We start from the raw sequence: 14,891 nt of genomic DNA on the forward strand, positions 1-14,891 counted from the left end.
TTACACCTATCTACTTTAGAAATTAAATATAACTACGTAATGAGATTAATCAGGCCCCTTTATGTTTCGGCTGTTTTGGCACTTGCACTGGCAAGCTGTGGAACTACAAAAAAAGTTACTGCTCCGGCAATCACCAATATTGACATGGCTGTCGCCAAAAAAGCACCAATCGCGGATGCGCAATTAAAACGCTGGAGCCATCTGGACCTGCTGAAAGATTCCATTCCCGGAATGAGTGTAGACAGAGCCTATGCAGAAATCTTAAAAGACCGCAAAAGCGAAAAAGTAATCGTGGGAATTGTAGATTCCGGTGTGGATATTGAACATGAAGATTTGGTGGATGTTATTTGGACAAACACTAAAGAGATCCCAGGAAACGGAATTGATGATGACAATAACGGTTACATCGATGACGTACACGGTTGGAACTTTTTGGGTGATGCCATCCATGAAAATATGGAATTGGTACGTATCCTGAAAAAAGGAGATACTAAAAACCCGGACTACGCAAGAGCTAAGGCAGAATATGATAAAGAATATGCTGAAGCAATGGCCGGAAAACAACAAATCGATTTTATCCTCAATGCTGACAAAGCTATTAAAACTGAGTTGAAAAAATCAAACTATACTATTGAGGACCTGAAAACCCTGACTACTACCAATTCATTGGTGAACCAGGTAAAACCAAGATTCATCCAGATCTTAAGCGAGATCTCCAAAGATGAATTTGACAAAGAAATCCAAGGGGCAAAAGACCACTATTACAGCCAGTTGAATTATTCCCTGAATATGGAATTTAACGGCCGAAAAATCGTTGGTGACAACGTAGATGACCTTAGTGATAATAAATACGGAAACAATAACGTGATGGGTCCTGATAAAACAGAAGCCAAACACGGAACCCACGTAGCCGGAATTGTTGCCGCTTCCCGAAATAATGGTAAAGGTGGTGATGGTATTGCTAATAATGTAGCTATTATGGCTGTTCGTGCCGTGCCGGATGGTGACGAATACGATAAAGACATTGCATTAGGGATTCGCTATGCAGTAGACAATGGTGCTAAAGTAATCAACGGAAGTTTTGGAAAATACTATTCCACACATCCACAATGGGTACTGGATGCATTGAAATATGCAGCGGATAAAGATGTATTGGTAGTAATTGCTGCCGGTAATGATTCGTACGACCTTGATGTTACCAACAAATACCCTAACGATTCCTACAATAATGACCCGGAATTTTCCAACAATGTGATTATCATTGGTGCGCTTAACACACCATACAACATCAATTTGTTAGCTGATTTCTCTAATTATGGTAAGAAAAATGTAGATGTATTTTCGCCAGGAATGAAAATCTACTCTACTACACCAAACAATACCTATGAGTACCTACAGGGTACTTCAATGGCTTCTCCAAACGTAGCTGGTGTTGCTGCTTTAATCCGTTCCTACTATCCGAAATTATCTGCAGTACAGGTAAAACAGATTTTAATGGAATCCGGGCTTCAGCCAAAACTTGATGTGATTGTTGGTGGTGATAAAGATGATGTAAAACCATTCTCTGAAGTTTCCAAATCAGGCCGAATGGTGAATGCTTATAACGCACTTATTATGGCGGATAAGCTTTCTAAATAATATTTTTAGAGGATTTTAAAAAGGGAAGGATGAAAATCCTTCCCTTTTTTTATACTTTTGACACCTAACAATCGTTCCCCTAATCCGAAAATAAAGGCTTCTCTATTTCCTTTACAGATTTGCTGATTAGAATTAAAAAGAATTACGCTTACAATTTGTTTTATATACTATCCTTATGAAAAAAATCCTATTTTTCTCTTTGCTCCTCACCGGAAGCTTTACAGCACAGAGCCAGGAAAGGCCTTATTACTGGCAACAGCATGTCGATTATAAAATGGACGTTACAATGAACGCCAAGAATTACAATTACCAGGGAACACAGGAACTGGTGTATACCAACAATTCGCCCGATACCCTGAAAAAAGTATTTTACCATCTTTATCCCAACGCATTCCAACCGGGAAGCGAAATGGATTTACGCCTGCAAAACATCAAAGATCCGGATGGCAGAATGGTAAAAACATTTAAAACGGCTGATAAAACTGTCAAGGAAAGCCGAATCAAAACCCTGAAGCCTGATGAAATCGGATTCCTTAAAATTACCAATTTCATGCAGGATGGCAGTGTGGCACAAACCAAAACGGTAGGTACTGTACTGGAAGTGACTCTTGCGCATCCCCTTTTGCCAAAACAGAAAACGACTTTCACATTAAATTTTGATGGCCAGGTACCGGTACAAATCCGTCGTTCCGGCCGTAACAATAGTGAGGGTATTGAACTTTCCATGACGCAATGGTATCCAAAACTGGCAGAGTATGATTTTGAAGGCTGGCATGCAGATCCTTATATCGGAAGGGAATTCCATGGTGTTTGGGGTAACTTTGATGTCAAAATAACGTTAGACAAAGCCTTTACCATTGGTGGATCCGGCTACCTGCAAAACAAAAACGAAATTGGTCACGGTTACGAGGACAAAGGCACAATCGTAAAAATGGACAAAAAGGCTAAAACACTGACCTGGCATTTTATTGCTCCCAATGTGCATGATTTTGCATGGGCAGCCGATAAAAATTACGTCCATGATACGGCACAGGTACCAAATGGTGCTACGCTTCATTTCTTTTACAAAAATGATCCTAAAATCATGGAGAACTGGAAAAAAATGGAACCTAAAGCTGTTGAGCTTATGGAATTCTACAACCAGATCGTTGGTAAATATCCTTATGAGCAATACTCTGTCATCCAGGGTGGTGATGGCGGTATGGAATATGCCATGTGTACGCTTATTGTAGGTAGTGGCAGTTTTGAAGGGCTTGTGGGTGTTACCGCACACGAGATGGGCCATTCCTGGTTCCAGCATGTTCTTGCCACCAATGAATCCAAACACAGCTGGATGGATGAAGGATTTACCACTTTCATTGAAGATCTGGGTGTCGATAAAGTCCTGAACAAAAAATCAGACAATCCGTTTAAAGATTCGTACAAAGGCTATATCAATATGGCGAATTCCGGCAAAGAACAACCCCAGGGAACCCATGCCGACCGTTATGATGAAAACCGCCTGTATAGCATTTCTTCCTATTCCAAAGGAAGTGTTTTCCTTTCGCAATTGGGGTATCTTATCGGTTATGATAAACTGATGGAAACTTTAAAACGCTACTATTCCGAATTCAAATTTACGCACCCTACTCCTAATGATTTCAAAAGAGTGGCTGAAAAAGTTTCCGGTGCCGAACTGGACTGGTACCTGATGGACTGGACCGAAACGACTAATACCATCGATTATGGGATCAAAGAAGTCAAAGAAAACGAAGGAAAAACAACCATTGCTTTAGAGCGTATCGGTAGAATGCCTATGCCACAGGAGGTGTATGTAAAATACAAAGACGGTAGTGAAGAATCTTTCTATATTCCACTTCGCATGATGAATTTTGTAAAGGAGAACCCTTTCCCGCAGCTTCACAGAACCGTATTGGGAGATTGGTTCTGGGGAAATCCAAATTATGAATTTACCATTAACCGTCCAAAATCAGATATTGAAGTGATCGTATTGGATCCTACTGAGATGACCGCTGATGTAAAAAGAGAAAACAATATCATCAAGCTGTAATTTGATGTGATCTTACCGCTATACATAAAAAGACCTCCCAGAATATAGGAGGTCTTTTTATTGGGGTGATGCTAATTAGTCTTTTTTTGCCGTTTTTGTAGCGGCGGCTTTTGCTTTTTTATCTGCTTCAACGGCTGCTTTTGCTTCTTTTTTAGTAGTCTCAGTAGTTGTTGTTGCAGTAGCTTGTGCTTTTTGCGGTGCTGGAGCTGGAACTTCAGTTGCTGGAGCAGCTTGTTGTGGTTGTTCTGTTGCTGGGGCTTCTTGTGCAAAAACACTTACTCCTGTCAGCATTAATGCGCTTAAAATTAACTTTTTCATAATATTGGTTTTTAATAGTTCATAATAGTATAGGCAATACAAGTGCCACGAATCCGGAATGCCCACCTGACGTTACGCCAACATCATATCAATACTGCTCAAAATACCCCACGTTTAAAGGGATTCACATTCATCGATATAGAAATAGTGTATTTGTATTATCGCTTTTAAGCTCTTTTTTGCTGTTCTGTGGGGCCTTTAGATTATGTAGAAACTGTAGAAAAAATCTGTTAAAAATGGGGAGTTTACCTCATTTGTCCCTGAAAACCTGTAAGGTACGGATCCGCAACAGTAACGATAATTCCTAAATAAACCGGGGAGGTAGTTTACAGTATGGACGAGAACTATAGTACGGAATAACTGGTGTCTTGATAATCTTGCTATCTTTGCCCCAATAAACCCGAATACCCAATGAATTTCACGTACCCGAAAGCGGAGAAACTAAAAAGCCGTACTACCATAGACCTCTTATTTAAAGATGGAAAATCGGTTTCCAAATATCCGTTACGCCTGGTGTATAAAAGTGGTGCCCTGCCAGAAGGCGAACTCATGAAATTCGGTGTTTCCGTTTCCAAAAAATATTTTAAAAAAGCAGTAGACCGGAATTACTTCAAAAGAGTATTGCGTGAATGTTACAGACTCAACAAACACCTGCTTCCTGATACTGCACGATCCGGGTCGTATGCTATGATGTTCTTTTACCAAACAAAAGAGCGCCTTACCTATGAGGAAATCAACACCAAAACCATTCAGCTTTTTGAAAAATTCACGCAACAGCTGAATAATGATACCCCAACCTAAGGGTTTTATAGCGAGATAAATGGATTGCTGCGTATATTTAATCTTTTATTTTTTACTTTAGTAGTCTCAATCACTGCTTCAAAACAACTTAAACAGTACAGCTATGTATACTTTACTTAAAAAAAGATATATCCTCCCGGCGCTGGCGAGTGGTTTCCTATTTGTAGGTGTCAGCTTCAAAGATGATTTTTTTGAAATTGCAAAACAGGTGGAAATCTTTACAACCCTGTTCAAAACCGTCAATATGAATTATGTGGACGAAACCAATCCCGGGGAGCTGATGGACAAAGCCATCAAAAGCATGCTGGCCGACCTGGATCCCTATACTGTTTATTTTAATGAGCAGGATGTCCTTAAATTCAAAATCAACAATACCGGAGAGTACACCGGCATTGGTGCTATTGTGAACCGCAAAGACGGAAGGCTCATCATCAAGGAACCATATAAAGGCTATCCTGCCGATAAAGCTGGATTAAAAGCCGGAGATGAAATAATCCAGATTGGCGATGTAAGCCTGATTGACTTTAAGGAAGATGCGTCCCAATTGATGAATGGTGCCAAAAACACCAAAATAAATATCAAATATAAACGCCAGGGAAAAACATACGATGCCCAGATCGTATTGGATGAAGTGGATGTAAAAGCAGTGCCTTTCTTTGCTATGGTAGATGATAAAACCGGTTATATTGTACTTACCCAGTTTACTACCAAAGCCTCCCAACAGACAAAAGAAGCCCTCGAAAAATTAAAATCCCAGGGCGCAGAGCGTATCATTCTTGATCTTCGTGGCAATCCCGGAGGGCTATTGGGTGAAGCGGTGGAGATCTGCAACCTTTTTGTTCCGAAAAATGAAACAATTGTGACCACAAAATCGCATATTGAAAAAAACAACAATACCTACAAGACGTTAAAAAATCCAGTGGATTTAGATATTCCATTAGCGATTTTAGTGGATGGCCGGAGTGCCTCTGCTTCTGAAATTGTCGCCGGTGCTTTACAGGATCTGGACAGGGCCGTAATTATCGGGAGCCGCAGTTATGGAAAAGGGCTGGTACAACGCCCGATTGACCTTACCTATGGCACACAGCTAAAAGTAACCATTTCCCGTTATTATACCCCATCGGGAAGATGCATCCAGGCTTTGGATTATGCCCACAAAGATAAAGATGGAAAAGCCATCCGTACCGATGCCAAAAATTACAATGCCTTCAAGACCCGTAAAGGAAGAAGTGTATTTGATGGTGGAGGCATCCAGCCGGATATTGAACTGGCCGGATCTAAATTCAGCCCGATTACAGAAGCTTTAGTAAAAAACGATGGCATCTTTAACTACGCTACTGTATATTACTTTAAACACGCGGATATGGGCGAAAAACTCCCTGTACTTACCGATGCCGACTACGAAGATTTCAGAAAATACCTGAAAACCGAAAATTTCTCCTATGATACGGAAACCGAAAAGGCATTAAAAACCACACTGGAGGCGGCTAAAAAGGAAAAAATAGACCAATCGATTACAATACAATACGAACAGCTACTAACCGCTTTAAAGAAAACCGAAGATGCGGAACTGACGAAGAACAAAGCGGAAATTAAAGAATTGCTGCTGGATGAAATCATCAAAAGGTACCAATACAAAGAAGGGCTTTACCACTATTACACTCAAAATAACGCCGAAATCAAGGAAGCACTCAACGTGCTGAAAAATCCAACACAGTACAACACCATACTTAAAAAATAATGATACGCTTTTTTACTTTCCTTTTCTTACTTTCTTTTGGCTGTTTGCACGCCCAGGAGCAGGTAGTACATTCCGTATATTTCGAATTTGACAAATTCAACCTGGATGCCAAACAGGCTGAAAGTGTTGTGGGTTTTATCAAAGCCACAGATTCGACCCGTATCGAATCCATCAGTATTTACGGCTATTGCGATGATCGTGGAAAGGATGCTTACAATTTCAAGTTGTCAAATAATCGCGCTACTACCATTCAAAATAAGCTTATCGAAAACGGCATTAAAAATAAAATCATCGTTACTATCGAAGGTAAAGGCCGTGTGCTCATTGATGATGATATTGTCGAAAACCTTCCGGAAGTACGTTCCAAAAACCGTCGGGTAGATGTTGTAATCAACTTCAAGGAACTGCCTAAAGAAGTGATTGTAGAAGGCAATGGAATTTACAATACCCTGAGCAAGGACCTCAAAGTGGGCGACCGCATTTTCCTGAATGACCTCCTTTTTGCACGGGGCAGCAGCAAACTGACCATCACGACTAAAAATGAACTGGATAAAGTCGCCCGGTTGCTGCACAAGTATAAAAATTATGAATTTGAAATTCAGGGCCATGTATGCTGTACCCCTCCTTATCAAAGGGAAGCCATCGATATGGATACCAAAAAAAGACAACTTTCTTCCAACCGTGCCGAAAATGTCTATAAATATTTTATCCTGAAAAGAATCGCCAAAAACCGTATGAAGTTCAAAGGCTATGGCACCACGCAACCCTTAGGAAAAGAAAGCGAATACGACCGAAGGGTCGAACTGGTAATTACCAAAATATAATATGCTTCAAAAAGGATTGCCTTTTCTTTTTTTACTTTTCCAGGCATTGGCCAATGGACAGCAGCTTCCTGAAAAACTGACCCTTTATTTTGACTACGACAGTTTCCAACTGAGTCCGGCAGAACACAATAAACTCACACCCTATCTCGCGAAACAGGATTCGATTGCGAACCTTTTTATACTGGCTTATTGTGATGATCGTGGAAGTCTCGATTACAACATCGGCCTTTCCCAGAGAAGAGCCGAAAATGTAGCGGGTTTATTCACTTTGAATCTTCTGAAACAAGCGCAAGGAAAAGGCGAAATAGCTACGGCCGATCATACGAAAATACAAATCGAAAATAACAGGCGTCGTAACCGAAGGGCAGACATGGTGATTCAATGGAAGACCTATCCCAAAGTACTTACACCTGTCTTTCCTGAAAATCCTGCATTAGAGCCTGAAATCATCGTCGCTCCCAAAACAATACAACCGGAATACACCACACTTTCAGCGACTTTAAAACCTGGAGATCGTATCCTTATGAAAGGTTTGGCATTTAAGGGGGGAAGAAGTATTGTACTTAAAAAATCAGAGAAAGAGCTGGACAAGATTGCTACATTTTTCATAGCAAATCCACAGCTTCATTTTGAAATCCAGGGTCATGTTTGTTGCATTGATGCTGCTACCCGGGATGCCTATGACGAAGATACGTTAAAACAAAATCTCTCGGAAGCCCGGGCATTGATGGTATACAATTACCTGCTTTCCAAAGGGATTGCCAAAGAAAGAATGCAATACAAAGGTTATGGCAGACAATTCCCGCTTCGACAAGGAAGGGAGCAACAAAATAAAAGAGTAGAAATCTTAATTACAAAATCGGACTAATTAACGCTTCACCATCTCGATATGAGGAATATCATCTTCCAGGTACATTTCGCTGGTAGCGGTAAAACCAAGGCTTTCATAAAATTTTTGCAGGTACAATTGTGCTGAAATCGTAATGGTCGTTTGCAGGAAACGCTCAGCTACAGCAGCTATCGCTTTTTCCATTAGTACCCGACCCAGTTTTTGGTCTCTTGCCGTTTGCTTTACAATTACCCGACCGATGGAAGCGGTTTCATACGGGAATCCTTTGTCAAAAATACGGGCATAGGCCACTACTTTTCCTTCGAATTCGCCAAATACATGTACGGCCTGCACATCTCTACCGTCCACATCCTGATAAACGCAGTTTTGCTCTACGACAAAGACTTCACTACGAAGCCGTAGTATTTCGTATAGTTCAGTGGCAGAAAGTGTCTCAAAAGGCTTTATTTTCCAAGTTAGGGTCATGGGTAATTCATTTAAGGTTTATGCAATTCCAAATATATCGATATCACACTGCAACATCCTATTGTTTTTAAAAAAACTTAACAGATTTCACAATGGATTCCAGTTCATACATAATATCACGGTTGGGGATGGACGGCGCATACGCAAATCCTTCAATCACCAATATGCGTTTGTTTTTTTCATCAATAATCGTATAATTCTGAAAGGAACCTGACATAAAATCATTCTTCATTTCCCAGCGCCCTTTGGTTTCAAAAGCTTTGCGCCCTTCCAGTTTTATCTGTTGGATGTAAGGCGAATAGGATTCTTCGGAAATCATATAAGTGCCCGCCTGCGTACCATGAACATAGAGATTACCAATAGAATCCCTGTTTTTCACAATATGCTGTATGACATTCTGGTCTTTTAAAATGGAACTCATCGGAACCTGGTAAATCAGGATGCTGGCATTTCCACTTGGGATTTCTTTTTTCAGCCAGATGAAATGGTCGTTGGTAACCGCATACGTATAAGCCGACGGTATTTTTAAGGATACCCGAAACCGCTCAATGATTTTTTTGCAATCGAGTGCCGCCACAGCACTGCGCTTCTGGCATTCCAGAATTTCACCCTGTTTGAGCCTCTTGATTATGGTATCTGATTTTTTCTCGATCAGCGAAATCAGTTCGGGGATATTTTTTCCGGTAATATGGATTACGGTCTGGTTTTTCGCAAACTCATCCTCCTTAATGCTGAATGCATTGGCATTCGCTTTTTTAATGATTACGATATTGCGGTTGTGGCAGAAAAAATCAGTGGTAGCTTTCGTAGTACACTGGTTGATGGTAAAAAGCGGTTCTTCCTGAAACAAGCCTTCAATTGGGGAGGCCAATTTCTTCCGGATACTATCACCTACTTCACCATTCCATAGTGGGTCATCAATGACGATGGTCACATCATTGATATCACCTGTGGATTCCTGGCCGGCATCGTCTTTTTGATGATTGTGGCAACTGGCCATGGTCATTGCAAAAAAGACTACTAGCGTAAAATATTTCATGGGGGCACTATTTTTTTCGGAATGCAAAACTACAGCAATTGCGTAAAAATAAAAATCCCGGCGAGTGTAAAACCTGCCGGGATTCATATAATCAATCGAAATTCAACGTATTATCCGTTAATTTTCAGTTTCATTCCAGGTTTGATACTTTCCCCACTAATACCGTTCCACTTTTTAATATCCGTGATAGAAACTCCAGGATATTTTTTAGAAATCGTATAAAGTGAGTCCCCTTTCTTCACCGTGTAAAACTGTTCTTTCTCTGGTGTAAACTCTTTTTTAGTGCTTTTAACCGTTTTAGTTTCTTTTACATCAACGGAAGCTACAACATCATTAGTAATGATTTTCAGCTTGTTGCCTACTTTCACAGTATTGTCTTCCATGTCGTTCCATTTTCTAAGATCGTCAATGGTTACATTATATTTCTGTGCGATTTTACCAAGGTTATCACCTGCTTTTACTACATAATCAGTAGCTGTTGCCAGGTCAATCTCTTTATCAATGATCAGTCCTTCTTTGGCATCGCCATCGTTCTGTGCAATCGCTTCATTATCCACTACTGTTTTAAGTTTTTTGCCCAAAGGTGCAGTGTCTGTTTTCAGGTTGTTCCATTTTTTAAGGTCTTCAACGCTTACTCCGAATTTCTGTGCGATTTTATTCAGGTTATCCCCGTTTTGTACCACATATATATCCGATGTTTTCTCGATTTCCTTTTTAAGGATCAAACCTTCTTTTGCTTTTGTTTTTTCTACTTTCGGTTCCGCTACAGCTACTGCGGTTTCAATTTCCACTGCATTGATCTGCTGTACAATTTTCAGCTTTCTGCCCAAAGGCACATTATTGCTGCGCAATTTGTTCCAGCTTTTCACCTGTGCCAGACTTACACCATAACGGCTTGCAATCTGACCCAGTGTATCGCCACGCTTTACCGTATGGAATTTTGTTTTTGTTTTCGCCACATTCGTACTGGCTACAGCACGGGAAGAATCAGCAGGAGCAGAAGTACTTCTGGAAGCATAAGCGCTTTCATATGGTCTTTCTCTCTTATTATCTTCTGATTGGATGTAAGCATAAATCTTATCTTCATTTGACGTAAACAAACCAATCTTATCTACCGGAAGCCTAAGGTAATGGTTGGTTGCATTTTCAAAAGGAATCACATCCAGTTTATAACCCGGATTCATGAATTGCAATTGTGCAACCGGTACATCCAATAATTGGGATACTTGCTTGAATGTCATTTTCTTTTTTACCATAATCGTATCAGTTGCCAAATAAGCCACAGGTGCTTTTTTAGGATTGATACCGTGTTCTTTATGGTATTCGTAAATGTACATCGTTGCTAAGAAAGCCGGAAGGTATCCCTGGGTTTCTTTTGGAAGGTTTTTACGGATGTTCCAGTAATTCTTTTGCCCGTTTGAACGGCGAATTGCTTTGGTAACATTCCCAGGCCCTGCGTTATATGATGCCAGTACCAAATCCCAGTCTCCAAACATATTGTACAGCCCGGATAGGTATTGACAGGCAGCTTCTGTTGCTTTCAATGGATCACTTCTTTCGTCTACATAGGAAGTAACATCAAGGTTGTATTGTTTTCCGGTAGCATACATAAATTGCCATAATCCCGCTGCTCCTACTCTTGATTTTGCTCTTGGATTCAAGGCCGATTCAATAATCGCCAGGTATTTAATCTCCAACGGTACGTTATACTTGGCTAAAGCCGTTTCAAACATTGGGAAATAAAACTCTGAAACCGCCATCAAACGCTCGTATGAACGTTTTCTGTTTTTCAGGAAGGATTTTATTACGTTTTCCAGTCCCTGGTTGTATTCAATATTGAAAGGTGATTTTGCGTCCATAGCCGCAAGCCGTTCTTTCAACAGGTCCGTGGACAAATCATAATCTACTTTCTCATCGGGATTGATTTTTGAAATATCCGAAAACATCTCATCCGAAAGCTCCGTATTCGCTAACTCACTCATCCACAAGCTGTCCAAACAAGCTGCTTCTTCATGGTGTACAAACGTTAATTTCAAAGAATCTAATGTGGATAATCTCGGCTGAGCAGCCATCAGCAGGTCCTGCTCGGTACTTTCCTGAGCCAGCACAACCGGTGCCGCAAAGAGAAGTAACAGAGGCAAAAATGTTCTTTTATTCATCTTTAATTTGAGTTTTATTTTTCTTAAGTTTTATGGATACACCATAATAATTCATTTTCCTTTTCATACGTATTGTCTAAAACTATTTGTCTTTTTGGGAACAAAAACTGAGTAACAGATTAGATTTCAAATCATTAAATAAACAATTTTGAAACACAAACATAAACAGTTATAACTAAAAAAATAAACTTTTATTGTTAATTGTGATTCGTTAGTCGAGAATTGCGGCAATTCCGGGTAGTGTTTTACCTTCGAGCATTTCAAGCATAGCACCGCCTCCCGTAGAGACATAACTCATTTTTTCTTCGAGTCCAAATTGTTTTACAGCCGCTACAGAGTCTCCTCCACCAACCAGTGAAAACGCTCCTTTTTCGGTTGCTTCTGCTATAAAATTACCCAATGCAATCGTTCCTTTTGCGAAATTTTCCATTTCGAAAACGCCTAATGGGCCATTCCAAAGGATTGTTTTGGATTCCAATATTATTTTTTTAAACTGCTCCAGGGATTTTGGTCCTGCATCCAGTCCTTGCCATCCGTCCGGAATTTTAGTTACGTCCACTACCTGCGTTGCAGCATCATTGCTGAAATTATCTGCAGCAATTACATCTACCGGTAAATGGATCTGTACGTTTTTTTGTTTGGCCAAGGCCAATATTTCCAAAGCCAGTTCCTGTTTGTCATCCTCACAGATGGAATCCCCGATCTTACCGCCTTGCGCTTTGATGAAGGTAAATGTCATTCCACCACCGATAATCAGATGGTCTACTTTATCTAAGATATTTTCAATCACGGTAATTTTAGAGGAAACTTTAGATCCTCCTAAAACTGCTGTTACTGGTTTGGCACTGCTTTTCAATACTTTATCAAGGCTTTCAATTTCTTTGGCCAATAAAAGACCAAATGCTTTATGTTCCGGGAAGAATTGTGCAATGATAGTAGTGGAAGCGTGTGCACGGTGTGCTGTTCCAAAAGCATCATTTACATAAATATCGCCCAGGGAAGCCAGTTCTTTTGCATAAGCAGTATCTCCCGCTTCTTCTTCGCCGTAGAAACGCAGGTTTTCCAATAGCAATACTTCACCCGGTTTCAGGTCTGCAGCCGCTTTTTGTGCTACTTCGCCTCTGCTGTCTGCTACAAATTTTACAGTCACACCAAGTACTTCAGAAGCTTTGGCTACGATATGTTCCAGCGAATATTTAGCTTCTTTTCCTTTTGGCCTTCCCAGGTGGGACATCAGGATTACACTTCCACCCTGCTTCAGGATGGCATCGATCGTAGGTTTTGCCGCTTCGATTCGCGTAGCATCTGTTACTTTAAAATGATCATCCAAAGGCACATTAAAATCTACCCTAACCAATGCTTTTTTATCCTTGAAATCGAAATCCTGTAAAGTTTTCATAGTTGTGACTTTTATTTATTTAAAATTTGTGACCGACAAATATAACTTTTTCCATCAAAAAAATATCTCAAAAAGCTATTAATGAATTGTTACGATCCTACGAAAACGTTTTCTTTTTCGCATGTTCCCTGCTTTTATCTCCATTTCAAATCCTGAACTCCGGCCAGCGGATGTAAAAAACGCTGTACAAGTGTGGCACTTACTACAGCGTTTTTTACAGTTTCCCAAAATGCATCAGGAACGGTATTCTTCCAGTTGCACGGTAACGGATTCCACATCACCACCAATAGGTGGATTGAGTTTCGAAACCCCGAGGATGATGGTCGAAACGGAGGGAATCTCCCTGAAAATGCGTTGTACGATACGATGTGCGACGTGCTCCAGCAATTTGGAACGGATCGCCATCTCTTCCTTGACTATTCGGTTCAGTTGCACATAGTCTACGGTATCATGCAATTCGTCTGTTTCCATAGATTTGCGCATGTCTGTTTTGATCTCCAGATCGACAGCATAATCCGAGCCGATTTTGCTTTCTTCTACCAGGCATCCGTGGTAGGAAAAAGTACGTATATTTTTTAGCTTAATAATTCCCATATCACAAAGATATCAGGAAAAATTAAAAGGTACAAGAACAATTACTAATGCCCTGGAAAATATCCACACCCAACGTCACCATATGGGTTCCGGAGTTGTGGGACATCAGGTTGTTTGTCGTTACCTGATAGGAATAGGCAAAGTAAAAACTACCGGATTTCAGTCCTGCCATTGGCCCGATATTCAGGGGGCTTCCAAGTTGGTCATTCAGGAAACGATAGGAAACACCACCCCATACATAATCTTCGCCATTCTTGCTTCTCTTGCGCAACTTCAGGTTCAAATCGGTTGTGGACCGGCCGTCACTTTCAAAAAGCTGAATATACATCGACGGCTCTACTTCGAGGTCGGAATATTTTTTCTTGAAGGTGTATCCGGTATACAGTTGGTAATTGCGTAATACATTAGGCTCATTGATTGCCAGGTCGTTCAGGTCTTTGTTCAGGATATTGCTCGCCGCAAGGCTGATATAAAACTCTTCGAAACGGTACAGGGCCGAAACATCAAAATTATGATTCACCGCAGACCGATCATTGGTCACACCCATATCGGGACCATTGAAGTTCTCAATTTGCAGGCGGAACTGGTTCATGTTGTAGGACAATCCCAAAGACAGGAATTCGTCACTGTACTTGTCCAGGATCAGGTGGTGTGCAAACGAAAATTTGGCTCCCGACTGGCGTGTATTCCCATTCTTGTCATTGTACAGGAAAACGCCGATCCCGGAGCGATCGCCAAGCCGCATATCGGCAGCCAGCGACTGGTTATCCGGAGCATCTTTGATCCCCACCCATTGCGTAAGCCCATTGAGCCGGATTTGCACGTTATCCCCAATTCCCGCATACGAGGGCGCAATCACAAAACGATTTTCCGCCAGGTATTGTGTAAAAGTCGGAATCGCCAGTTCTTGTGCCTTCGCATTCCAAAGGCAACCTAAAAAACACAGTGTGTAAATTTTTTTCATGGTATTTATGGTTTAAATATCCCGTTACTGGCTCTCACCGCGGTAGGCA

The 14,891-nt window shown here is 40.8% G+C and carries 13 protein-coding genes; 6 read left to right on the forward strand and 7 right to left on the reverse strand.

The window, feature by feature from the left end; genetic code table 11:
• Positions 1–39: 39 nt before the first annotated feature.
• Entirely contained in the window at positions 40–1,638 is a 1,599-nt protein-coding gene (locus FK004_RS04235) for a S8 family peptidase (protein WP_108736136.1), read from the forward strand.
• Between the two features lie 175 nt (positions 1,639–1,813).
• Entirely contained in the window at positions 1,814–3,688 is a 1,875-nt protein-coding gene (locus FK004_RS04240; RefSeq protein WP_108736137.1) for a M1 family metallopeptidase, read from the forward strand.
• A gap of 75 nt (positions 3,689–3,763) precedes the next feature.
• Here FK004_RS04240 and FK004_RS04245 read toward each other — a convergent pair whose 3' ends face one another.
• Positions 3,764–4,006, reverse strand: coding sequence for a hypothetical protein (locus FK004_RS04245; protein WP_108736138.1), 243 nt, complete (start codon positions 4,004–4,006; stop codon positions 3,764–3,766).
• Positions 4,007–4,417: 411 nt separating this feature from the next.
• Between FK004_RS04245 and rnpA the strand changes: the two genes are divergently transcribed.
• The 4 genes from rnpA (at position 4,418) to FK004_RS04265 (ending at position 8,240) form a co-directional block, all read left to right on the forward strand.
• Positions 4,418–4,807, forward strand: coding sequence for a ribonuclease P protein component (gene rnpA / locus FK004_RS04250; RefSeq protein WP_108736139.1), 390 nt, complete (start codon positions 4,418–4,420; stop codon positions 4,805–4,807).
• Positions 4,808–4,910: 103 nt separating this feature from the next.
• Complete coding sequence (locus FK004_RS04255; RefSeq protein ID WP_108736140.1) at positions 4,911–6,548, forward strand: S41 family peptidase; 1,638 nt, start codon at positions 4,911–4,913, stop codon at positions 6,546–6,548.
• Positions 6,548–7,372: an OmpA family protein gene (locus FK004_RS04260; protein WP_108736141.1), complete on the forward strand. Its 825-nt coding sequence runs from the start codon at positions 6,548–6,550 to the stop codon at positions 7,370–7,372. Before FK004_RS04255 ends, FK004_RS04260 begins: the two co-directional genes overlap by 1 nt.
• A 1-nt stretch (position 7,373) precedes the next feature.
• A complete protein-coding gene (locus FK004_RS04265) occupies positions 7,374–8,240 on the forward strand; it encodes an OmpA family protein (protein WP_108736142.1) in 867 nt (288 codons plus the stop codon).
• Here the strand turns inward: FK004_RS04265 and FK004_RS04270 are convergent, their stop codons facing one another.
• From FK004_RS04270 to FK004_RS04295, 6 genes are all read right to left on the reverse strand, one after another.
• Entirely contained in the window at positions 8,241–8,687 is a 447-nt protein-coding gene (locus tag FK004_RS04270) for a GNAT family N-acetyltransferase (protein ID WP_108736143.1), read from the reverse strand.
• 67 nt (positions 8,688–8,754) lie between these two features.
• A complete protein-coding gene (locus tag FK004_RS04275) occupies positions 8,755–9,726 on the reverse strand; it encodes a DUF4837 family protein (RefSeq protein WP_108738747.1) in 972 nt (323 codons plus the stop codon).
• A 110-nt stretch (positions 9,727–9,836) separates the two neighbouring features.
• Positions 9,837–11,885, reverse strand: a complete 2,049-nt coding sequence (locus FK004_RS04280; protein ID WP_108736144.1) for a LysM peptidoglycan-binding domain-containing protein — start codon at positions 11,883–11,885, stop codon at positions 9,837–9,839.
• 211 nt (positions 11,886–12,096) lie between these two features.
• The gene (locus tag FK004_RS04285) at positions 12,097–13,284 is read right to left on the reverse strand and encodes a phosphoglycerate kinase (RefSeq protein ID WP_108736145.1); all 1,188 of its coding nucleotides are present in this window, start codon (positions 13,282–13,284) and stop codon (positions 12,097–12,099) included.
• A gap of 234 nt (positions 13,285–13,518) precedes the next feature.
• Entirely contained in the window at positions 13,519–13,878 is a 360-nt protein-coding gene (folB, locus tag FK004_RS04290) for a dihydroneopterin aldolase (RefSeq protein WP_108736146.1), read from the reverse strand.
• A 22-nt stretch (positions 13,879–13,900) separates the two neighbouring features.
• Entirely contained in the window at positions 13,901–14,842 is a 942-nt protein-coding gene (locus FK004_RS04295) for a PorP/SprF family type IX secretion system membrane protein (RefSeq protein WP_108736147.1), read from the reverse strand.
• Positions 14,843–14,891: the final 49 nt, after the last annotated feature.

Origin of the sequence: Flavobacterium kingsejongi (assembly GCF_003076475.1) — a bacterium.
Lineage (GTDB): Bacteria > Bacteroidota > Bacteroidia > Flavobacteriales > Flavobacteriaceae > Flavobacterium > Flavobacterium kingsejongi.

Coding starts and splice junctions, on each gene's coding strand:
- FK004_RS04270 (WP_108736143.1), bottom strand. CDS start 8,687: ATGACCCTAACTTGGAAAATAAAGCCTTTTGAGACACTTTCTGCCACT.
- FK004_RS04280 (WP_108736144.1), bottom strand. CDS start 11,885: ATGAATAAAAGAACATTTTTGCCTCTGTTACTTCTCTTTGCGGCACCG.
- FK004_RS04260 (WP_108736141.1), top strand. CDS start 6,548: ATGATACGCTTTTTTACTTTCCTTTTCTTACTTTCTTTTGGCTGTTTG.
- FK004_RS04285 (WP_108736145.1), bottom strand. CDS start 13,284: ATGAAAACTTTACAGGATTTCGATTTCAAGGATAAAAAAGCATTGGTT.
- FK004_RS04240 (WP_108736137.1), top strand. CDS start 1,814: ATGAAAAAAATCCTATTTTTCTCTTTGCTCCTCACCGGAAGCTTTACA.
- FK004_RS04245 (WP_108736138.1), bottom strand. CDS start 4,006: ATGAAAAAGTTAATTTTAAGCGCATTAATGCTGACAGGAGTAAGTGTT.
- FK004_RS04295 (WP_108736147.1), bottom strand. CDS start 14,842: ATGAAAAAAATTTACACACTGTGTTTTTTAGGTTGCCTTTGGAATGCG.
- folB (WP_108736146.1), bottom strand. CDS start 13,878: ATGGGAATTATTAAGCTAAAAAATATACGTACTTTTTCCTACCACGGA.
- FK004_RS04255 (WP_108736140.1), top strand. CDS start 4,911: ATGTATACTTTACTTAAAAAAAGATATATCCTCCCGGCGCTGGCGAGT.
- FK004_RS04265 (WP_108736142.1), top strand. CDS start 7,374: ATGCTTCAAAAAGGATTGCCTTTTCTTTTTTTACTTTTCCAGGCATTG.
- FK004_RS04235 (WP_108736136.1), top strand. CDS start 40: ATGAGATTAATCAGGCCCCTTTATGTTTCGGCTGTTTTGGCACTTGCA.
- FK004_RS04275 (WP_108738747.1), bottom strand. CDS start 9,726: ATGAAATATTTTACGCTAGTAGTCTTTTTTGCAATGACCATGGCCAGT.
- rnpA (WP_108736139.1), top strand. CDS start 4,418: ATGAATTTCACGTACCCGAAAGCGGAGAAACTAAAAAGCCGTACTACC.